Source organism: Vibrio sp. 811, from assembly GCF_033339195.1.
Genome location: NZ_JAWOUB010000002.1, coordinates 615,717 through 636,799, shown reverse-complemented (window position 1 = coordinate 636,799; position 21,083 = coordinate 615,717). Strand labels below are relative to the sequence as shown.

At 42.9% G+C, this 21,083-nt stretch carries 16 protein-coding genes; 6 read left to right on the top strand and 10 right to left on the bottom strand.

The features are described from left to right. Nucleotides 1–990, bottom strand: coding sequence for a glycosyltransferase family 8 protein (locus R7Q46_RS06665; protein WP_104978932.1), 990 nt, complete (start codon nucleotides 988–990; stop codon nucleotides 1–3). A 345-nt stretch (nucleotides 991–1,335) separates the two neighbouring features. Here R7Q46_RS06665 and msbA point away from each other — a divergent pair, with 345 nt between their 5' ends. Genes msbA through kdsB form a run of 4 tightly spaced genes read left to right on the top strand, consistent with a single transcriptional unit; the run spans nucleotide 1,336 to nucleotide 5,012 of the window. After that, the gene (gene msbA, locus R7Q46_RS06660; RefSeq protein ID WP_104978934.1) at nucleotides 1,336–3,084 is read left to right on the top strand and encodes a lipid A ABC transporter ATP-binding protein/permease MsbA; all 1,749 of its coding nucleotides are present in this window, start codon (nucleotides 1,336–1,338) and stop codon (nucleotides 3,082–3,084) included. Between the two features lie 5 nt (nucleotides 3,085–3,089). After that, nucleotides 3,090–4,097 carry a tetraacyldisaccharide 4'-kinase gene (gene lpxK, locus R7Q46_RS06655; protein WP_054729263.1) on the top strand — a complete coding sequence of 336 codons (1,008 nt, stop codon included), beginning with the start codon at nucleotides 3,090–3,092 and terminating at the stop codon, nucleotides 4,095–4,097. After that, nucleotides 4,078–4,257: a Trm112 family protein gene (locus R7Q46_RS06650; RefSeq protein WP_005378451.1), complete on the top strand. Its 180-nt coding sequence runs from the start codon at nucleotides 4,078–4,080 to the stop codon at nucleotides 4,255–4,257. The genes lpxK and R7Q46_RS06650 overlap by 20 nt, the downstream gene beginning before the upstream one ends. Then, complete coding sequence (gene kdsB / locus R7Q46_RS06645) at nucleotides 4,257–5,012, top strand: 3-deoxy-manno-octulosonate cytidylyltransferase (protein WP_053349434.1); 756 nt, start codon at nucleotides 4,257–4,259, stop codon at nucleotides 5,010–5,012. The genes R7Q46_RS06650 and kdsB overlap by 1 nt, the downstream gene beginning before the upstream one ends. Before the next feature lie 79 nt (nucleotides 5,013–5,091). Here kdsB and R7Q46_RS06640 read toward each other — a convergent pair whose 3' ends face one another. From R7Q46_RS06640 to R7Q46_RS06600, 9 genes are all read right to left on the bottom strand, one after another. Then, nucleotides 5,092–6,651 (bottom strand): SpoVR family protein, encoded by a 1,560-nt coding sequence (locus R7Q46_RS06640; RefSeq protein ID WP_005378449.1) that lies wholly within the window; start codon nucleotides 6,649–6,651, stop codon nucleotides 5,092–5,094. Between the two features lie 11 nt (nucleotides 6,652–6,662). Further along, nucleotides 6,663–7,934 carry a YeaH/YhbH family protein gene (locus tag R7Q46_RS06635; RefSeq protein ID WP_005378448.1) on the bottom strand — a complete coding sequence of 424 codons (1,272 nt, stop codon included), beginning with the start codon at nucleotides 7,932–7,934 and terminating at the stop codon, nucleotides 6,663–6,665. Between the two features lie 47 nt (nucleotides 7,935–7,981). Then, nucleotides 7,982–9,916, bottom strand: coding sequence for a PrkA family serine protein kinase (locus R7Q46_RS06630; protein WP_005378447.1), 1,935 nt, complete (start codon nucleotides 9,914–9,916; stop codon nucleotides 7,982–7,984). A gap of 493 nt (nucleotides 9,917–10,409) precedes the next feature. Then, entirely contained in the window at nucleotides 10,410–10,910 is a 501-nt protein-coding gene (locus R7Q46_RS06625; protein ID WP_005378446.1) for a YfbU family protein, read from the bottom strand. A 136-nt stretch (nucleotides 10,911–11,046) separates the two neighbouring features. Further along, nucleotides 11,047–11,712 carry an energy-coupling factor ABC transporter permease gene (locus R7Q46_RS06620; RefSeq protein ID WP_053303246.1) on the bottom strand — a complete coding sequence of 222 codons (666 nt, stop codon included), beginning with the start codon at nucleotides 11,710–11,712 and terminating at the stop codon, nucleotides 11,047–11,049. A gap of 154 nt (nucleotides 11,713–11,866) precedes the next feature. After that, nucleotides 11,867–12,607 (bottom strand): pyruvate formate lyase 1-activating protein, encoded by a 741-nt coding sequence (gene pflA / locus R7Q46_RS06615; protein WP_005378444.1) that lies wholly within the window; start codon nucleotides 12,605–12,607, stop codon nucleotides 11,867–11,869. Nucleotides 12,608–12,818: 211 nt separating this feature from the next. Then, nucleotides 12,819–13,796: a lipid A deacylase LpxR family protein gene (locus R7Q46_RS06610; protein ID WP_213871532.1), complete on the bottom strand. Its 978-nt coding sequence runs from the start codon at nucleotides 13,794–13,796 to the stop codon at nucleotides 12,819–12,821. Between the two features lie 153 nt (nucleotides 13,797–13,949). Next, nucleotides 13,950–16,226 carry a formate C-acetyltransferase gene (gene pflB / locus R7Q46_RS06605; RefSeq protein ID WP_005378442.1) on the bottom strand — a complete coding sequence of 759 codons (2,277 nt, stop codon included), beginning with the start codon at nucleotides 16,224–16,226 and terminating at the stop codon, nucleotides 13,950–13,952. A gap of 303 nt (nucleotides 16,227–16,529) precedes the next feature. Then, nucleotides 16,530–18,077, bottom strand: coding sequence for a DUF3360 family protein (locus tag R7Q46_RS06600; protein ID WP_005378441.1), 1,548 nt, complete (start codon nucleotides 18,075–18,077; stop codon nucleotides 16,530–16,532). 454 nt (nucleotides 18,078–18,531) lie between these two features. Between R7Q46_RS06600 and R7Q46_RS06595 the strand changes: the two genes are divergently transcribed. Next, complete coding sequence (locus tag R7Q46_RS06595; protein WP_213871534.1) at nucleotides 18,532–19,995, top strand: 54K polar flagellar sheath protein A; 1,464 nt, start codon at nucleotides 18,532–18,534, stop codon at nucleotides 19,993–19,995. 241 nt (nucleotides 19,996–20,236) lie between these two features. Further along, nucleotides 20,237–21,007 carry an ABC transporter ATP-binding protein gene (locus R7Q46_RS06590; RefSeq protein ID WP_213871535.1) on the top strand — a complete coding sequence of 257 codons (771 nt, stop codon included), beginning with the start codon at nucleotides 20,237–20,239 and terminating at the stop codon, nucleotides 21,005–21,007. Nucleotides 21,008–21,083 lie beyond the last annotated feature (76 nt).

Here is a 21,083-nt window from a genome sequence, read left to right as displayed (position 1 = left end):
TTAGCTTTTTATTTTTAATATATCCAACCTGAATTTTTTATTCTTTTTTAATGGTAGTGTAAAACTAAATAGTTTCTTTTCACCATTTGGTCTGGCTAGTTGCTCTAAGCTAGAAAAGTAGTCTTCGAAAAACTCGGTCTTAAGTATACATTCTAACCACAAGTTAGCTTTTATAGAATCTAATTTGTTCCATGGTTTTACTCTTGATGCGTAATGGAGTTGAATCGGATTATCATATGCATCCAATAATTCTTCTTTAGTATAGTTAACCTCATCCACAAACTCTTTTCTGTCATACATACTATACACATAGTTACAAACCATGTTTCTTAAGGGTAATTTTCCAACTCTAGGGTGACAACAGAAGTTTAGAACGTCTTGTTCTGGCTGTATTAATCTGTGAGAGTTTTTTTCGAGGTAGTCTTTAAACCTTTTCTCTAAATTATCTTTTCTAATGAGATCGGCATTCATAAAAAAGTATCCAGCACCTATTTTCAGTTGGCTAATCTCTTCATTAGAAAAACTCTTTTTATAAACATCATTATAGCTTAGGATCTTATCTACAGAGAATACCCCTGATATATAATTATTATCATCGTTGTTATTATATTCTATAAAATCTTTTGAAATGTCATTTAAGTAAATAACATCGACATCAGATACGATCATTTTTTTATGTTCTTTAATTAAACTTGAAATACTAAGTTTGTAAAACATAGCTTTAGAGTAATGACCTTTTGTCTTTATGTTTTTCCAATCATTTTCAAAGTCGACATTTTCATCGAAATTAATGAAAATAAGCTCTGAGTTTTTGAATTTTTGTATGGTTTTTTTTAATTTTTCTTGATTTAGCAGCGTAATATCTTCATGTAAGACATATATCTGGTATTTGTAGTTTTTATCTGATTTCTCAAGCAAAGAATAGAATGCTACTGCAGCTGGAATAACATAGTTGTTATCAAAGCAATGAACAATGGGAATGACTTGCATATTTTTTATTGTAAATAAGAATGAACATATCAAGAGTATAGAGCGAAATATAAAAGACTAAAAGACTTTCTCTAAGTGGACATAACACATTTATTAATGTTTATCAGTAGATGAACAGGTACGATGGTCAAGTTTGCTTCACGATGAGGCTTGATCCCCCAATTTTCATATTTAAGATTGAATATCAGTTGAGTCAGAGTAGGTTAGCCAATGACACATTGGAGATCTACTGGGTAAAAGTGGCAGTCTTATACGTTAGCAAACTTAGTGTACGTTCTAGGGATAGGCATATGAGCGCTAACAGAGTAGAATGAATGCCTTAATGTAAGAAAACAAAGCACTTCTATGTCAACAAATACTGATGAAACGACTTGGCAGACGTTTAAGCGTCTCTGGCAATTTATACGCCTTTATAAATCTGGCCTAATCGTTGCTGTTTTAGCATTAGTTATTAATGCAATATCAGATACTTATATGATTTCCTTGCTAAAACCGCTACTCGATGAAGGTTTTGGGAACGCTGAGTCTGATTTTTTACGCACGCTTCCATTGATTATTTTTGCTATGATGTTCATTCGTGGCATAAGTGGATTTGTCTCCACCTACTGTTTGAGTTGGGTATCTGGCAACGTAGTTATGCAAGTCCGTCGCATGGTGTTCAATCACTTTATGCATATGCCGGTGTCTTACTTTGATAAGGAAAAGACGGGCAATTTATTGTCGCGTATAACCTACGACTCAGAGCAAGTGTCAGCGGCAACTAGCCAAGCGTTGGTGAGCATTGTCCGTGAAGGCGCAAGTATCATTGGTCTGTTAGTCTTGATGTTTTACAACAGCTGGCAATTGTCGCTAGTGCTGTTTGCTGTTGCTCCCGTTGTAGCATGGGGTATTGGTGTTGTTTCTAAACGTTTTAGAAAAATATCCAAAAATATGCAGACCATGATGGGTAACGTAACTGCATCAGCAGAGCAGATGCTGAAAGGCCATAAAGTTGTGCTGAGCTATGGCGGCCAAGACATCGAACGTAAACGATTTGAAAAAGTCAGCAACCAAATGCGTCAACAAAGCATGAAGTTGGTGACGGCTCAAGCGGCGGCTAACCCTATCATCCAAATGATTGCATCACTTGCAATTGTTGCCGTTCTTTATTTAGCAAGTATTGATTCGATTAAAGAGCAGTTGACTCCAGGGACATTTACTGTTGTCTTCTCTGCAATGTTTGGTCTGATGCGCCCACTTAAAGCGCTGACTAACGTTACTTCTCAGTTCCAACGTGGTATGGCCGCGAGCCAAACGCTCTTCGCGTTAATTGATCTCGAGCCTGAGAAAAACGAAGGTAAGTTGACAGTTGAACGCGCAAATGGCGATGTTTCGGTTAAAAACGTAAGCTTTACTTACACTGGCGCAGAAAAACCAGCATTGGAAAATGTCAGCTTCGATATTCCAAGAGGAAAAACGGTGGCGCTAGTTGGCCGTTCTGGCTCAGGTAAAAGTACCATCGCGAACTTGTTCAACCGCTTCTATGATGTTGGCAGTGGATCTATCACATTAGATGGGCATGATATTCGTGATTACGAGCTAAAGAATTTACGTCAGCAATTTGCACTAGTATCGCAAAATGTTCATTTGTTTAATGACACGATAGCAAACAATATTGCGTACGCAACGGATGGCCAATACGAGCGCAGTGATATCGAGAAAGCGGCAACACTCGCGCATGCGATGGAGTTCATCAGTAAGATGGATGGCGGACTAGATGCGATGATTGGTGAAAATGGTGCTAGCTTGTCTGGTGGTCAACGCCAACGTGTTGCGATTGCGCGAGCTCTATTGCGTGATGCTCCAGTGCTGATTCTTGATGAGGCAACTTCGGCTTTGGATACCGAATCCGAGCGAGCTATTCAAGCTGCACTTGATGAGCTGCAAAAAGACAAAACGGTACTTGTAATAGCGCACCGCTTATCCACAATCGAGAAAGCCGATGAAATTCTTGTGGTTGATGATGGTGCCATCATTGAACGTGGCAACCACGCTGAGCTTATTGAGAAAAATGGTGCGTATGCACAATTGCACCGTATTCAGTTTGGTGAATAAGCGCGGTGATTGAAAAAATCTGGTTTGAAAGCCATCCAATAAAATATCTCTTGTGGCCGCTTTTGTGGCCACTGAGTTTATTATTTGGAGCGATAAGCAAGTCAAAGCGAAAGCAATACCAAACTGGCCGCAAGCAAGCTTATAATGCGCCTATACCTGTTGTTGTGGTTGGCAATATCACTGCTGGTGGCAATGGTAAAACACCAGTTGTTGTGTGGCTTGTTGAGCAACTACAGCAAATGGGCTTTAAGCCGGGGGTTGTTTCTCGTGGTTATGGGGCAAAGGCTCCTGCCTATCCGTTAGTGCTAAAAGAAGATACGCCAGCGAAGCATTGTGGCGATGAACCTAAGTTGATTCATCGCCGTACAGGAGCACCTGTTGCGGTAGATCCTGTGCGTTCAAATGCAGTGAAAGCACTGCTAGATTTGGATGTGGATATCATAATTACGGATGATGGATTACAACATTATGCGTTAGGCCGTGATATTGAGTTAGTGATTGTGGATGGGAATCGCCGGTTTGGGAATGAAAGCCTGATTCCATTAGGTCCTTTACGTGAAGGTATTGAGCGACTTAAAGAAGTCGACTTTATCATCACCAATGGCGGTCAAGCGCATACGGGCGAAATCGCAATGGCTTTAGCACCTTCTAAAGCTATTAATCTTAAGACTAAGCAACATGTGGATGTCTCGGAGTTGAAGGATCTCGTCGCATTTGCGGGCATTGGGCATCCTCCGCGTTTTTTTCATACACTAAACTCGATGAACGCAGATGTTAAAGTCACAAAAGGTTTTGCTGACCATCAAGACTTTGATCAACAAGAATTAGAAGCATTGGCTCAACAAGGGACCAATGTGATTATGACCGAGAAAGATGCCGTCAAGTGCAGCCATTATGCGCAAGATAATTGGTGGTATCTGCCTGTATCTGCCCAGTTTGAATCAAACGATGCAGAGCAAATTTTAAATAGAATAAAAGAGGTTAAAGCGGCTTATGGATCACCGTCTACTTGAGATTGTAGCTTGCCCTGTTTGCAAAGGTAAGCTGACGTACGATAAAGATAATCAAGAGTTGATCTGCAAATTGGATCGCCTTGCTTACCCGATCAAAGAGGGTATTCCAGTTCTGCTAGAGCCTGAAGCTCGCACTATGAGCATGGATGAGGGACGCTAATGTCTTTTACGGTTGTCATCCCTTCGCGCTACGCATCGAGCCGTTTGCCTGGTAAACCGCTAGCGGATATTGGTGGTAAGCCTATGGTTCAGTGGGTTTATGAACAAGCGCTACAAGCGGGTGCGGAAGATGTCATCGTTGCAACTGATGACGAGCGTGTTGCGAAAGCGGTTTCGTCATTCGGTGGTAAAGTTTGTATGACCTCTCCCCACCACGAATCAGGTACGGAGCGTCTTGCAGAAGTTGTTGAAAAGATGGCTATTCCGTCAGACCACATCATTGTTAATGTGCAAGGGGATGAGCCTTTGATTCCGCCGTCCATCATTCGTCAGGTTGCTGATAACTTATCAGGGTGTGAAGCCCCGATGGCGACGTTAGCTGTAGAAATAGACTCGGAAGAGGAAGTGTTCAACCCGAACGCTGTTAAAGTTGTCGCAGATGAGCAAGGCTATGCGATGTACTTTAGTCGAGCAACCATCCCTTGGGATCGCGATAACTTTGCTAAACAAGACAAAACCATTGCCAACCCATTAATGCGTCATATTGGTATTTATGCTTATCGAGCTGGTTTCATTAATACGTATGTCAACTGGGCACCAAGTGCATTAGAGCAGATTGAGTGTCTTGAGCAACTGCGAGTGCTTTGGTACGGTGAAAAAATTCATGTGGCGGTAGCGAAAGAAGCACCAGCGGCAGGGGTTGATACGCCCGAAGACCTAGAAGCCGTGCGCGCGATTGTTGCAAAGCAAGCGTAACAAATGCTCATATAGATTTAAGAATAAACAAGGCTCCTGAATTAGGAGCCTTTTTGTTTTACTTGTATCGCGGTATTAGTTAAATGTTAGTGTCGTATTGGTTCCGTTTAGGGCAGGTTGCTAACACTTCTCGGTGACCGGTGTCTTTCACTTCTTGGAGAATGACATCAAAGCCCCATAATCGGTACACGTGCTTTAGAACTTCTTCGTAACTATCATCAAGTGGGATGCGGTTGTGAGGAACGTACTGCAACGTAAGCGATCTATCACCACGGACATCGACATTAAACACCTGAATGTTTGGCTCAAGATTAGATAAGTTATACTGAGCAGCTAAGGTTTCTCTAATGCGTTTATAACCCATCTCATCGTGTATCGCAGCGACTTCAATAAAGTTCTTATGATCATCATCGTTGATCGCAAACAGCTTGAAATCACGCATTAATTTCGGAGAAAGGTATTGGCTAATAAAGCTTTCATCTTTGAAATTATGCATCGCGAAATGCACTGCATCTAACCAGTCGGTTCCTGCTAGGTCTGGAAACCACTCTTTGTCCTCATCAGTTGGTTCTTCACAGATACGCTTAATATCTCGGAACATGGCAAAGCCTAACGCGTAGGGGTTAATGCCATTAAAGTAAGGACTGTTATAAGGCGGCTGAGCCACGACACTGGTGTGGCTATGTAAGAACTCTAGAATGAATTTTTCAGACACCAAGCCCTCATCATAAAGATGGTTGAGTATGGTGTAGTGCCAGAACGTTGCCCAGCCCTCATTCATAACTTGCGTTTGTTTTTGCGGATAAAAATACTGACTGATCTTACGGACGATCCGAACAACTTCACGCTGCCACGGCTCTAGCAACGGCGCATGTTTTTCGAAGAAGTAGAGCAAGTTTTCCTGAGGCTCGCTTGGGAATCGCTCTTTAATGTCTTCCTCTTTCGTCTTGGCTGTCGGTACCGTGCGCCAAAGCTCATTAACTTGAGATTGTAGGTATGCTTCGCGTTCTTCTTGTCTTGCTTTTTCCTCTGTAATTGAGATTTTCTCTGGACGCTTGTAGCGGTCTACACCAAAGTTCATTAACGCGTGACAAGAGTCGAGCAGTTTTTCCACTTCTTTTACGCCATATCGTTCTTCACACTCGGCTAAATACTTTTTGGCGAACAGCAGATAGTCGATAATAGAGCTGGCGTCAGTCCACGTTTGGAATAGGTAATTACCTTTGAAAAAAGAGTTATGGCCGTAACACGCGTGCGCTATCACGAGTGCTTGCATTGTTACCGTATTTTCTTCCATCAAATAAGCAATACAAGGGTCGGAGTTAATCACAATCTCGTAGGCTAACCCCATTTGACCATGTTTATAGTTCTGCTCTGTTTGAATGAATTTTTTACCAAATGACCAGTGGTTGTAATTGATTGGCATGCCGATACTTGAGTAGGCATCCATCATCTGTTCTGAAGTAATCACTTCTATTTGGTTAGGGTAAGTGTCTAGGCGATAATGCTCCGCGACACGCTTAATTTCTTTGTGGTATCGCTCTAACAGCTCAAATGTCCAATCTGGTCCATCTGGCAACACTTTACTGTTACGCTTTTTAGGCGCCTCTCCTGAGAGGTTTCTCGTTGCGGTATTCATCGCTAGCCTCCTTACGCCGTTTCTTTTTGGAATAGTTCACGAAAGACTGGGAAAATATCCTCCACAGAGCGAATGTTTTTCATTGCGAAATTAGGAAACTCTTCAGTGAGTTTTTCGTACTCATGCCATAGAGTTTGGTGCGATCGCCGCGTGATCTCTATGTAAGAGTAATACTGACAGTTTGGAAGTAATTTGTTCACTAACAGATCCCGGCATCTTGGCGAATCATCTGCCCAGTTGTCACCGTCGGATGCTTGAGCTGCATATATGTTCCACTGACCAATCGGGTATCGCTCTTTTACTATTTCATCCATTAACTTGAGCGCGCTAGATACAATGGTACCCCCGGTTTCTTGTGAGTAGAAAAATTCGTGCTCGTCCACTTCCTTCGCTTGGGTATGGTGGCGGATAAAGACGACTTCGACATTCTCGTAGGTACGAGTTAAGAACAAGTACAAAAGAACATAGAAGCGTTTTGCGATGTCTTTCGTTGCCTGGTCCATCGAACCGGATACGTCCATTAGACAGAACATTACCGCTTGGCTCGATGGTACCGGGCGTTTCTCATAGTTCTTGAAGCGTAAGTCGAAGGTATCGATGAACGGCACGCTTTCGATTTTCTTGCGCAGTTCTTCAATTTCAGCCTTCAAGCGGTTCTCTTCAAACTGCTGAGCAGGTTCAATATTTTTGATGCGAGCAAGTTCGTCTTCTAACTCTTTAAGAAGTCGTTTCTTACCAGCAGTCATTGCAGTACGGCGCGCAAGAGATTGTTGCAGAGAGCGTACTACGGCGATATTGGAAGGGATACCGGCAGTTTGAAAGCCTGCACGGTGCGTTTTCCATTCTGTGATTTTGGCAATTTGGTTTTTTTCTAGATTAGGCAGCTCGAGATCTTCGAACAAAATATCGAGGTACTCATCTTTTGATATTTGGAATACAAATTCGTCTTGGCCTTCTCCATCTGGACTGGCGTTCCCTTCTCCAGAGCCGCTACCTTGACCGCCACCTTTGGGACGCTCAATTTTATCACCAGTAATGAATTGGTCGTTACCGGGATGAACTCGTTCTCGAACACCACCTTTGCCTTGATGAAATATAGGCTCATTGATGTCTTTGTGAGGGATAGAGACGTCTTCGCCCGTTTCCGTATTCGTAATCGAGCGTCGATTCACTGCGTCTGCTACCGACTCTTTTATTTGCTCTTTGTGGCGCTTCAAGAAGCGCTGTCGATTAACAGCGCTCTTGTTCTTGCCATTGAGCCTTCGGTCTATAAATTGCGCCATGAAATAGCCCTCTTCATGTTTCACAAGCGACCTAACTCAATACTGGGTTAGGATGACTTACGTACTCGTAGGTACCACTCAGAAAGTAGGCGAACCTGTTTCTCGGTATAGCCTTTTTCCATCATGCGAGCGACAAAGTCGTCGTGCTTCTTCTGATCTTCAGAAGAGGTTTTCGCATTAAATGAGATAACCGGAAGTAGCTCTTCGGTATTGGAGAACATTTTCTTCTCGATTACTGTGCGCAGTTTTTCGTAGCTGGTCCAAACCGGGTTTTGACCATTGTTATTCGCTTTCGCACGAAGCACAAAGTTAACGATTTCGTTTCGGAAATCTTTCGGGTTAGAAATACCAGCTGTTTTTTCGATCTTTTCTAGCTCAGCATTCAGTGAAGAGCGATCAAATAGCTGACCAGTTTCTGGATCTCGGTACTCTTGGTCTTGAATCCAGAAGTCTGCATAGGTGACATATCGGTCGAAGATGTTTTGGCCGTACTCAGAGTAAGACTCAAGATAAGCGGTCTGAATCTCTTTACCGATAAATTCAACGTATCGAGGTACTAGGTAGCCTTTCAAGAACTCGAGATATTTCTCTGCTGTTTCAGCAGGGAACTGTTCGCGCTCAACCTGTTGTTCAATCACATAGAATAGATGTACAGGGTTGGCTGCCACTTCGGTTTGGTCGAAGTTAAATACGCGTGACAAAATCTTAAAGGCAAAACGTGTTGAGAGACCGTTCATGCCTTCATCGACACCAGCATAATCACGATACTCTTGATAGCTTTTTGCCTTTGGATCCGTATCTTTCAGCGTTTCACCGTCGTATACGCGCATCTTAGAGAAGATGGACGAGTTTTCAGGCTCTTTAAGTCGAGAAAGAATACTGAATTGTGCCAGAGTCTCGAGCGTGCTTGGTGAACAAGGGGCTTGAGACAACTCACTGTTTTCAAGAAGTTTTTGGTAGATTTTGACTTCTTCTGAAACACGTAGACAGTAAGGTACTTTCACAATATAAACACGGTCCAAGAACGCTTCATTGTTCTTGTTGTTACGGAAGGTCTGCCACTCAGATTCGTTTGAGTGAGCCAGAATCATACCGTCGAATGGAATCGCAGAAAGGCCTTCTGTACCGTTGAAGTTGCCTTCTTGCGTTGCTGTTAACAGCGGGTGAAGCACTTTGATTGGTGCTTTGAACATCTCAACGAATTCCATTAAACCTTGGTTTGCTTTACACAGCGCACCGGAGTAGCTGTAAGCGTCTGGATCGTCTTGCGAATAGTGTTCAAGCTTACGAATATCGACTTTACCAACCAATGATGAGATATCTTGGTTGTTTTCATCGCCTGGTTCAGTTTTGGCAATACCGATTTGGTCAAGGATAGAAGGGCGTACTTTCACTACTTTAAATTTGGTGATATCACCACCAAACTCGTGAAGACGTTTAGCGGCCCAAGGAGACATGATCGAGCGAAGATAACGGTGCTCGATGCCATATTCTTTTTTCAAAATATCGCCATCTTCTGTGGCTTTGAATAGGCAGAACGGATGGTCATTCACTGGGCTGCGTTCGCCGTTAGCAGTAAGAACATAAATAGGCATCTGTTCCATCAGAGCCTTAAGCTTTTCTGCAAGCGAAGACTTACCGCCACCTACAGGGCCAAGTAGGTAAAGAATCTGCTTACGCTCTTCTAGGCCTTGCGCCGCATGTTTTAGGTAAGACACAATTTGTTCTATGGCATCTTCCATGCCATAAAAGTCTTTAAAGGTTTCATAACGAGAGATAACACGATTCGAGAAGATTCGGCTTAGTCTCGGATCCTTTGCCGTATCGATTATCTCTGGTTCACCAATCGCCATCAGTAGGCGTTCTGCTGCATTAGCATAAGCGCTTTTGTCATCTTTACACAGGGCTAAAAACTCCTGTAACGACATCTCTTCATCTTTTGCAGCTTCATATCTTGATTGATAGTGGTCGAAAATACTCATGTCGCTTTCCCCTTTAATAGTCAGTCTACCGACGAACGTTGATTCAGGCTTTCCACCAACAGTTATGCTCGTTGTTGTTTGAATATACGTCCTGTTATCACATTTGGTTCGTACAGAATGTAAGATTGGCGACACCAAAGACTTTGCTTTATGGACGGTTTTTTCGTTACAACGGTGAGCGGTGGATATGAATTTTTCAATCACAGCCTTTCTCTACTTAAGCCTAGTCGGGGATTTGCAATTTTGCTTAACAATTATGAATTTATTGTAAAAGTGACATTTGAATCACTCTTTTATTAAGGACGAATTTATGTCGTGAATAGGTGCAATAGAAATCAAATATTTGGCAAAGACGGAAGAGTCTCAGTGATTCGTTGTTCTACATTGAGCAAGGCAAGTGAAAGAGGTAGGAAGAGAGCAAAGTCTTAGATAAGTTTGTGACAGGGTAAATAACAAGGAGAGCGGGCGCTCTCCTCATTCTTAGACGACCATTTTATGCGCTGAAGATTTGCGCTAGTTCGTTTTCACATAAATGATACTGACGAGGGCAGTTACGCCAAGTTTGCAGCATACGGCGGTATTTATCTAGCATCGGCATTTGGCTGTTAAAGTGATGATCTGCCTTGTCAAACTGAGGGTACAAACCTTCAGAATCGATGAGAAAACGTACGTAATGTACTTGTTGCGCTTCTGAAGCGATATCAAATCCCAAGAACTTCAAGCGACGTTGATCCACGTTGCTGCGATCTTCATCGTCTAGCATGTTGTAAGACTCTTGCATCGCATGATACATCTCCATAACGTCGATGATCTCACGACACTCTGCTTCTGAGAGGCAGCCGAAATCTTTGTTCAACTCTCGCATTTGTAGTTCATAACCACGTTCAACGATCGTTTGTAAGCGTTTGTATTTGGCCGCATTACTTGGATCAAGTTGAGACATAAGGTTGTATTGGTTTGATAGAATCAAACGTTGAGCGTTTGACATTTCCATGGTGACCTCACTAGATATCTAATACATTTTTAATGTGCTTAGGTTAACGCTTAAGACACGAGTGAAACATGATCTCAACACATATTTAATACTAAAAAATGGCAAGAACTGTCACTTTTGACCAGTTTGAAAACACTTATTTATGGTAATGATTGTATATGTAGTCTCGGTCTGAAAATACTCTCAGCCACTCTGGCTTGAATACGGTTAAAACCGCCAGTGCCATACCATTTAATAGACCTTCTGGAAAGGCGAGCAACGGCACAAAAACAAAGTAGTTATGTTGAATGGTTTCCCAATCGTAGTGACCAACTGATAGGTGATAAAAAGAGTTAATGATGAGGTGCAGACTTCCTGTTATCGCGCCATTGAAAAATCCAGCAACGAAGATGAAAACAAAAATGTTTCGTGGCAAGTAGTGGTAACTCAGAAGAAACACTAAGTAACTAATGAAAATCGGAATTAGGGCAGATAGAACTAACGACGTGGGTAAGAGTAGCAAGGACACATCATGTAGTAGGTGGTTGACCAACATAGCGGGAATGCTGAGTAGAAATGCCATGCGCCAACCATACATCATCGTCAGCGTTGTTAGTGCAAGAAAATGAATCTGTAATCCTTCTTTTACACCTGCTTGAGCGGCCCATAAAATACTGAAAAAGAAGAGCGTTGCAAAAACGAGGTGCTGAAATCCTTTCTCTTTTTCCAGTTTGGGCCAAACGACTTTTTTCCAATCTGGTAGGCAGTAGACTACTACTATCCAAATTGAGACAACAAGAGAGCCTAAGTTAAACAAATCCATGTTACTTCCTTCCTATGCGAACATGACGCAATCATTTCTATCGTTCTTTTTATACCTAAATGACCGCAGAGAAACTCACTGATAAGGCTTAGATATAATCAAAAAAATACCAGCAATAAGCTGGTATTTTAAAGAGGTTAGTCTTGCGGTTCACTTAGTATTTTACGTTATCGTTGTATTGAGCAAGAATGGATTGAATTTCATCCATGGTTTCTTTCGGTGGCGGGTTTACGCCTTCGAGTGGGTATTCTAAGCCTAACGCTTCCCACTTATGAGCCCCTAATTTGTGGTAAGGAAGTAACTCGACCTTTTCGATGTTATCCATGTCTTTAATAAATTCACCAAGCATGTGTGCTGCTTCTGGGTCATCTGTGTAACCAGGCACGACGACATAGCGAATCCATGTTTTCTTTCCGATTTTTTGCAAGTAACGAGCAAAGTCCAATGTGCGTCGGTTGGATACACCGATGAGATCTTGGTGCACTTCGTCTTTCATGTGTTTGATGTCAAGCATGACTAAGTCTGTTGCATCCAGTACTTCATCGATAACATCAGTGTGCTTACGAACATAACCGTTAGTATCTAGACATGTATGAATGCCCTCGGCTTTAGCTGCGCGGAAAAAATCACGTACGAATTCCGGTTGAAGCATCGCTTCGCCGCCAGAACAAGTAACGCCACCACCTGATGCATTCATGAAGTGGCGGTAACTTTTCGCTTCGGAAATGATTTCTTCAACCGTGACTTCTTTGCCATCATGCGTGTCCCAAGTATCGCGGTTATGGCAATACTTACAGCGCATTAAACAACCTTGCAAGAAGACGATAAATCGAATACCAGGTCCGTCTACGGTACCACATGACTCAAATGAGTGAATACGACCAGCTGTTGACATCTTTTGCTCTCATTACTAGTAAATTCTAGCTGTTATTTTATTACAAAAAGCAGGGTTAAAACAGCTTTGTCGGTACTAAAGGCAAGGTTATTTGAAGAAAGAAAATAGATGGAGCCAATCTACATAAACGCTTGAACACGAGGTGGTTAATACCTACCCCGAGAACTTGCCGTGTATCTAGATTGACTTCGATGCTGGGATAATCCAGTTTTTAGAAAAAGGCGAACACGGAGAACGAGCCTGTCCCATAAACATCGGTTTGGGCTTCTTCATAATCCGGTGTTTTAATTGTAAAGGTGATGCTTGCACCGTAATTTTGGTTGTACCAAGATACCCCCGCGACGGCACTTGCTTGCCAATTTTGCAGTGTGACGTCGTATGGCGCTGACGGTTCAGGAATGCCAGGACGATCTCCTTCGATAGTCATGTCATTAAAGCGGTAACGACCTTCAAACCCGGTGAACAAGAACCAACTCGACTTGTTCTGAGCGATCATACTTGCTGAGAAAGGGCTTTCGACGCTGATATTGGCGGCTCCGATGCTATTCGCTAGGTTTGTACCCCAACGAAACATGACGCCTTGAGAGACATCACTACGGAAGTTACCCGCATTGATGTCGTTAATGTTGGTAATCTCCCATTGTGTTTTTTGTTCTTCGCTGCGCATCAATTTGTTAAATACGCGGTAACCAAGGCTGAACGCAACTTTATCTTCAATCTGGTAATCCCAACCTTGAGGATCCGTCGATCCTGTTATGCCGTGAACGATTTCTTGCGCCTTTTCTGATAGCGAACTTTCACCCGTAGCTCCTATGGTGAAATTGTACCGTACAGCTTTGTCACTCGTTAGGGAAAGGTAGTTGATTTCGGTGTGTAGGTAACCGGCATATGGGCGATCATTGATTAGTGGATAATCGGCTTCAATGTCGCTTGGAGTCCACATTTTGTGGCCAAGAACCAACTCTATTTTATCGATATTGGCGTGCTCTGAGTTAGCTAGACTCAGCCATTTCCATTGGCTTTCTTGTGTCAGTTGGTCTGTCGCGTAAGAAAGGAAAACACCATTCGTATAGTCTTGATCGACGCCAAAAATACCATCGTTGTCGATGGTAAAAGAAACCGTAGACTTAGTGGATGCTATTGCAACTGGAGAAAGAAGGGTAAGAATAATTAATTTACTAAATCTCATAGACTTTATTTGCTAACTTTTTTCGCATCATACGTAAGAATGCGGGCAAAAGTCTTTCGCGATATCACAACTTTCATTCAAGAAATAAAAAAAGGCTGATGCTACTTAGCATCAGCCTTTGTTGTATTACTAGAACGTTATTTCGCTATAGTCTTATAGAGACTCAGTGAATGTACGCGCGATTACGTCAGCTTGTTGCTCTGCAGTTAGAGAGTTGAAGCGAACAGCGTAACCAGATACACGGATTGTTAGCTGAGGGTATTTCTCTGGGTGCTTAACTGCGTCTTCTAGAGTTTCACGGTTAAGAACGTTCACGTTTAGGTGTTGGCCACCTTCGATACCCGCTTCGTGGTGGAAGTAACCATCCATAAGACCAGCAAGGTTAGCGCGTTGTGAACCCTCATCTTTACCTAGCGCGTTAGGTACGATAGAGAATGTGTAAGAGATACCATCTTGTGCGTCAGCAAACGGCAGTTTAGCAACTGAAGTTAGTGATGCTACTGCACCTTTCTCGTCACGACCGTGCATTGGGTTTGCACCTGGAGCAAATGGAGCACCAGCACGACGACCGTCAGGCGTGTTACCAGTTTTCTTACCGTAAACCACGTTTGAAGTGATAGTAAGAATTGACTGAGTAGGGATTGCATCACGGTAAGTCTTAAGCTTACGGATTTTGCCCATAAATACAGAAACAAGTTCACATGCAATATCATCAACGCGTGGATCGTTGTTACCGAATTTAGGGTAATCGCCTTCGATTTCGAAGTCGATTGCTAGACCGTCTTCGTCACGAATTGGCTTAACTTTTGCGTATTTAATTGCAGATAGTGAGTCAGCTGCAACAGATAGACCAGCAATACCACAAGCCATAGTACGTTTAACGTCACGGTCGTGTAGAGCCATTAGTGCCGCTTCGTAGCTGTACTTATCGTGCATGAAGTGGATAGCGTTTAGTGCAGTCACATATTGTTTCGCTAGCCAATCCATGAAGTGGTCCATTTTCTCCCACAGTTCATCGTAGTTAAGAACATCGCCTTCGATCTTAGGCATTTGCGGGCCAACTTGGATTTTTAGCTTCTCATCCACACCACCGTTGATGGTGTAAAGCATTGTTTTCGCAAGGTTCGCACGAGCACCGAAGAACTGCATTTGCTTACCAACAACCATTGGAGATACACAACATGCGATCGCGTAGTCGTCAGAGTTCATGTCTGGACGCATTAAGTCGTCATTTTCGTACTGAATAGAAGAAGTATCGATAGATACTTTCGCACAGAACTTCTTGAAGCCTTCAGGTAGTTGCTCAGACCAAAGAACAGTGATGTTTGGCTCTGGAGAAGGACCCATAGTGTATAGTGAGTTTAGGAAACGGAAGTTTGTACGAGTAACTAGCGTACGACCGTCAAGACCCATACCACCCATAGACTCAGTTGCCCAGATAGGGTCGCCAGAGAATAGATCATCGTACTCAGGAGTACGTAGGAAACGAACCATACGTAGTTTCATTACGAAGTGGTCGATCATTTCCTGAGCTTGTTCTTCAGTTAGCTTACCAGCCGCGATATCACGTTCGATGAAGATGTCTAGGAACGTAGAAGTACGACCTAAAGACATAGCAGCACCGTTTTGAGATTTAACAGCAGCTAGGTAACCGAAGTAAGTCCACTGAATAGCTTCTTGCGCAGTTTCAGCAGGACGAGAAATATCACAACCGTATTTTGCAGCCATTTCTTTGATTTGACCTAGAGCACGGTGTTGCTCTGCGATCTCTTCACGAAGCTGCATTGTCATTTGTAGGTCTTCGCCGTTCTCAAAACGCTCTTGTAGAGAAGAGAACTGCGCGAATTTATCCTTCATTAGGAAGTCAATACCGTATAGAGCAACACGACGGTAGTCACCGATGATACGACCACGACCGTATGCATCTGGAAGACCAGTCAGTACGCCAGATTTACGACACGCCATGATTTGAGGAGTGTAGATATCGAAAACGCCTTGGTTATGAGTTTTACGGTATTCTGTGTAGATTTTTTTAACTTGTGGGTCTAGCTCGCGGTCGTAGGCTTTGCATGAACCTTCAACCATGCGGATACCACCGTTAGGGATGATCGCACGTTTTAGAGGAGCGTCAGTTTGAAGACCTACGATAGTTTCTAGGTCTTTTTCGATGTAGCCTGCATCGTGAGCAGTGATGGTAGAGATAACTGAAGTATCAAAATCAACAGGAGCGTGAGTCGCGTTCTCTTGTTTGATGCCTTCCATTACCTTAGCCCAAAGCTTGTTAGTCGCTTCAGTACCTTCAGAAACTAGGAAAGATTCGTCGCCTTCGTACGGAGTGTAGTTCTTCTGAATGAAATCACGAACGTTTACTTCGTTTTGCCAGTCGCCTGCAGCAAAACCTTCCCAAGCTTTAGCAAATTGCTCTGCCATGACATACCTACCTTTTTAGTAGAAAAAAATACGTACTGCTTCGCCGTTGAGCCAGCTATCCCCAGATAAAAGAGGGGAACAGTACACTCTTATGAATAACAATATTTATAGTCTTAAATTTACGTATTCGATTTACAAAACTATAAATATTGTCACTAGTTTTAACGTTTCTCTTTTTAAGCAACAGTTAGAGGTTAAACTAAAATTTTTTTGCAAACCTTAAACTAAATCAATAAATCCTCAAAAATCTCGATAAAAATGGGGTAGCGACGAGCGCTACCCACAAATTTCTGGACTGCTAGCTTATAGCCAAGCTTGGATGCCATACTGGCCTTCAAGCATACCAACTGCAAGCATAGCAACTAAACAGATAACAAGTACGCTTACTGGGATCACAATCTTGTCTACAAATGATAGGCGGGACGCGCGCTCTTTATCTCCAATTAAACCGTTGTTATCTAAAAGCATAGTTAGTGCCCAAGCTAGAACTGGATTAACAACGGCAGAACCAAAGATACAAATGCCTGCTGCTTGTGAGTCTTTCGAGTCCTTCACCATCTGCATGCCAGCTTCAAGCAGTGGTAGAGATACACCAACGAGAAGAGCAACGCGCATAACTGGAGGCCATACTGCAACGTCCATAGGAAAACCAAGGATTGCAACAATAATACATAGAGAGCCTAGTAAGATGGCACCAGCAGGAATAGGGCGTTTCGCGATTGCAGCAGGGATCATGTAAGTCCCCCAAGATGATGTGATGTTACCACCACCCACTGCAGTACCGACCATTTGGCGAACGGAACACATTGTCATTGTGTCATCAACGTCCATCAGCACTTTCTCACTCTTACGTGGGTAGTTCATCTCTTGGAAGATACGGTGACCCAAGAAGTCAGGTGACCACATTGCTACCGCAAGAATGGCGAATGGTAGAGAAGCGATGAAGTGTTCCATATTAGGAAGACCAAGCATCCAACCTTCTTCTGTTGAACCCCACCAGTAGATTGGATTTAGGTTTGGAAGGCCTGTCTCGGTTACGAATTTAATATCGAAGCCTGCGCCAAGAGCAAGTGCGATTGCAAGCCCAGTGAAGGCACAAACAGGGATCGCTAGCCAGCGTTTGTTCACTTTAGCAAGGAACGCGTATAAGCCAATGGTAACCGCAAGAACAATTAGACCGATGTAACCCATGCTACCAGCGGCAACCGTATCGGATTGCAAACCAACAGCCCAAGCTTGAATAGAGTTAATTTGGCTCATGGTTCCGGTTAAACCTAGGAAAATAAGAAGGCCACCAGCCGTACCTTCAGAGGTGAGGTTAACCAGTTTTGACCCACCTTTTAAGAGGCTCAAAATCAAACCAAACACACCAATGAGAATTGCTAATGCAAGAGGGTGAGCACCAGCAAGAGCGATGGTACCAATAAGAGGGATCATTGGGCCGTGGTTGCCTGCTAGGTTGGCTTTAGGGTTAATAAAACCAGAGGCAAGTACACAGAAAAGAAGTGCAGGGATGAGCATTTCTACACGCGCAACTTCGATAGCAAAGTCCTTGCCTAAGTTTACGTGGTCCCATGCTGCAGTAAGACCTTCAGCCCAAGACATCATTACCGCAGAGTACATTGCGATAATACCGATAGTACCAGCAAGTGCTGGAACAAGGTCTTCAAGCTCAAAGCGGAAGTCACGACCTGGCAAGTTCAAGCCAAAACGACGTGGCTTCATGATTTGTAGTTCGTGGTCTAGGTAGTCTGAACGGCTTGCGAACTCAGATGCTGGACGATGAAGCTCACGGTAGCTCTTGGTCTCGATATCTGAATCAGAGTGCGTTTTGTTAACTGCGTCTGACATAGATTCCTCATATATTTAAAAGTTATGAATTCTTCATTCAATTGTGTTAATCCGCATCCTGCGGCACGCTTATGCTAGCTATTGTTAGATTTGTTACACGTCGACACTGTGCCTAAGCATAGCTAATAACTTATTGTGTTGAGGCACAAAAAAAAGCCTCATCTTTTGGCAGGAGTCTAGCAAGATAGCCATTTAGGGTGATTGATTTAGATCACTTTAAGAATGGTTGTGAAATAAAACTACAGAAAGTTTCTGGCATGCGAATGAGATGCGGAAATCTTGTGTAATTTCATTACACAAGTTGCATAAAATTAGAACTTTTTGTTCTTTTGCACGAGATGCAGACTAAATGTCAATATTCACGATAATTATATAAAGCTGGCTTTATTCTTGCTTTGGACAGAGCAAAGACAATTTTTTGGCTAATCATTGCCGCTCAGTTTAGGAAAAAGACATGAAACAGCTTAAAGTACTGCCACTAGTGGCAATCATCTCAGGGTTAATGGTCGGTTGCGGCGGCGGTGGCGGCGGTGGCGGTGGTTCCACACCAAGAACTACATTCACTTTTACTTTTGCAGCTCCAAATGTCATTAGTGAAACAAATGCACAAAAAGACAGCTGTACTGTTTACGACCGAAGAGTAGATGGCAACGGCATCGAGCAGGTATTGACCTATCAACCAGCCGTAAGTGCACAGCTAACAGGAGGTAAGGTCGTCGGTTTCTATTCAGACAAGAATGGTGTCCGTCAAGGCGACTTTATCTACCCATCAGGCACTACTTTGAAATTTGTTCTAGAAGACATTCCTGAGGACGGCTATTTTACTTATCAGTTGCTTGATGCTTCTGGAACAGTATTTACGGCAAACAGCTTCGGTCGAGATTTTTTAAAGGACAATAACCTTAGAAACTCAACGTTCTCAATGAATCGAGAGGCGGTGTCTGCTTGCAATAAAAATGGCAACTTCCGTAAGGCTACCCGAACTGACCTTAAATATGAAGCAACGGAGGCTGGTGGCTTAGAGTACAACTTCATATCTAAAATTGCGAAAGAGTCTAAGCCTACCTATTCTATTGATTCTTTGGATGTAAGAGCAATTGGTTCGAAGATGGAGTCGACAGTCGTGCTACAATATGCAGACGCAGCGAAAACAGAACTGCACCAGTATGGTATTCGCGATTGGTCGAGTGAATCACCATTGCCGTTGGTTGGCATGAATGGCTCTTCTCCAATCTTGAACCCAACACTTTTTAAATATGACACTTTAGACATCAGTGTACTTGTTGGTGATTACAACTACGAAGTTGCAGAGCTACCTATGTCAACGACGAAGTTCTACCACCCGCTTGAGCCAAAAACGGAAACTTGGACTTACAGTGTTGCAGCTGAAAAACCTATCAATGGTTGGACGGTAGTGCTGAACCAAAAGATGTATCAGGACGCAAATTGGGATATCTCAATTGATCCAAGCGCTTACTACAACCTAAATGCTCTGCCTGCGTCGCATGTGGTGAGAGGCTCAACTATTGATACTGGTTTTGCTTTCACTGACCAAGATAAAGGCTTTAGCCGCCTTGCATATCGTGCAGAGTCTAACTCTGGAACACTACACCGAGTAACACACAAGATATTTACAACTTTAGAGAGTGATGTCGTTGTTCCGGAGTTGTTCTACTACACATTCGATGACAGTGTGAAGCAAGATTTGAAAGTTTCTTCTAAAAGTGATTTCTCACAATCTATTGTCGTGGAGTCTGCTGAAGCAAACCTAAATAGCTATGACTTTGTTTCTCTTTTCTCTCATGGTGATGTGACCGATCTTAAAGTGGATCACGATGGTCTTGTGATCAGTGAAGTTGATTCTGAGAAGGTCAATACGAATGCTCAGAAATCTGATTTTATGGTATTGGTTAAGTAGCGTCTTAACACTTTTGTAAATTAATCAAGCCCCTTTGAAAGGGGCTTTTTTATATTTAATATTCAACTTTTGAAGAATATGTTGCTATATATTGCATATTAATTTGTCTATCGTATCTTTCTATTCGAATTATTTAGGTTAATAATTTGTTGCAAGTTTCAAAGGGCGGTGCTAATTTGTTCCGAATTAGAGAGGGCGGAGTCCCTTAATTGCAGTGACAAAAACACAGGGAGTAGGGCGCATGAATGATGTACCAGCGCTAGATATAAAAGACCTGCACAAAACATTTGGACAAAATGAAGTTTTAAAAGGCATTTCACTTGCCGCGCACAAAGGAGATGTTATCTCCATTATTGGCTCTTCCGGCTCAGGTAAGAGTACCTTTCTCAGATGTATCAACTTGCTAGAAACGCCTACCGCGGGCGAAATTTGGGTAAATGGTGAATTAATCCAAATGAAGAACAGCAGAGCAGGTGAATCTGTTCCTGCTAATGAAAAGCAAGTCCAACGTATTCGCTCACGCCTGGCAATGGTTTTCCAAGGTTTCAACCTCTGGTCTCACCTAACCGTACTAGAAAACGTGATTGAGGCGCCTGTTCATGTCTTAGGCGTTCCAAAATCTCAAGCGATTGAAAACGCAGAAGTCTTGCTTAAGAAGGTAGGCTTGTATGAGCGTAAGGATTATTACCCTGGGCACTTATCTGGCGGCCAGCAGCAACGTGCAGCTATTGCCCGTGCGCTAGCAGTTGACCCAGAGGTGATGTTGTTTGACGAGCCAACTTCTGCGCTTGACCCAGAACTTGTAGGAGAAGTTCTGGGGGTAATGAGAGATTTGGCAGATGAAGGGCGAACTATGCTGGTGGTCACGCACGAAATGGCGTTTGCGCGTGACGTATCAAACCATGTGATGTTTTTACATCAAGGCTTAGTGGAAGAACAGGGAAATCCAGCTAAGCTATTTACAAACCCGGATTCAGAACGATTACAGCAGTTTATCTCATCCATTTACTAATATTTGTTAGGCGGCAGACTATTGCCTCCTAAGCCAACACAACAAACAAAACGAAATAAAATAGCAATCACAGGAG

Coding starts and splice junctions, on each gene's coding strand:
- R7Q46_RS06620 (WP_053303246.1), bottom strand. CDS start 11,712: ATGGATTTGTTTAACTTAGGCTCTCTTGTTGTCTCAATTTGGATAGTA.
- R7Q46_RS06610 (WP_213871532.1), bottom strand. CDS start 13,796: ATGAGATTTAGTAAATTAATTATTCTTACCCTTCTTTCTCCAGTTGCA.
- R7Q46_RS06640 (WP_005378449.1), bottom strand. CDS start 6,651: ATGAATACCGCAACGAGAAACCTCTCAGGAGAGGCGCCTAAAAAGCGT.
- R7Q46_RS06650 (WP_005378451.1), top strand. CDS start 4,078: ATGGATCACCGTCTACTTGAGATTGTAGCTTGCCCTGTTTGCAAAGGT.
- R7Q46_RS06635 (WP_005378448.1), bottom strand. CDS start 7,934: ATGGCGCAATTTATAGACCGAAGGCTCAATGGCAAGAACAAGAGCGCT.
- pflB (WP_005378442.1), bottom strand. CDS start 16,226: ATGGCAGAGCAATTTGCTAAAGCTTGGGAAGGTTTTGCTGCAGGCGAC.
- kdsB (WP_053349434.1), top strand. CDS start 4,257: ATGTCTTTTACGGTTGTCATCCCTTCGCGCTACGCATCGAGCCGTTTG.
- R7Q46_RS06625 (WP_005378446.1), bottom strand. CDS start 10,910: ATGGAAATGTCAAACGCTCAACGTTTGATTCTATCAAACCAATACAAC.
- pflA (WP_005378444.1), bottom strand. CDS start 12,607: ATGTCAACAGCTGGTCGTATTCACTCATTTGAGTCATGTGGTACCGTA.
- R7Q46_RS06600 (WP_005378441.1), bottom strand. CDS start 18,077: ATGTCAGACGCAGTTAACAAAACGCACTCTGATTCAGATATCGAGACC.
- R7Q46_RS06590 (WP_213871535.1), top strand. CDS start 20,237: ATGAATGATGTACCAGCGCTAGATATAAAAGACCTGCACAAAACATTT.
- R7Q46_RS06595 (WP_213871534.1), top strand. CDS start 18,532: ATGAAACAGCTTAAAGTACTGCCACTAGTGGCAATCATCTCAGGGTTA.
- msbA (WP_104978934.1), top strand. CDS start 1,336: ATGTCAACAAATACTGATGAAACGACTTGGCAGACGTTTAAGCGTCTC.
- R7Q46_RS06665 (WP_104978932.1), bottom strand. CDS start 990: ATGCAAGTCATTCCCATTGTTCATTGCTTTGATAACAACTATGTTATT.
- R7Q46_RS06630 (WP_005378447.1), bottom strand. CDS start 9,916: ATGAGTATTTTCGACCACTATCAATCAAGATATGAAGCTGCAAAAGAT.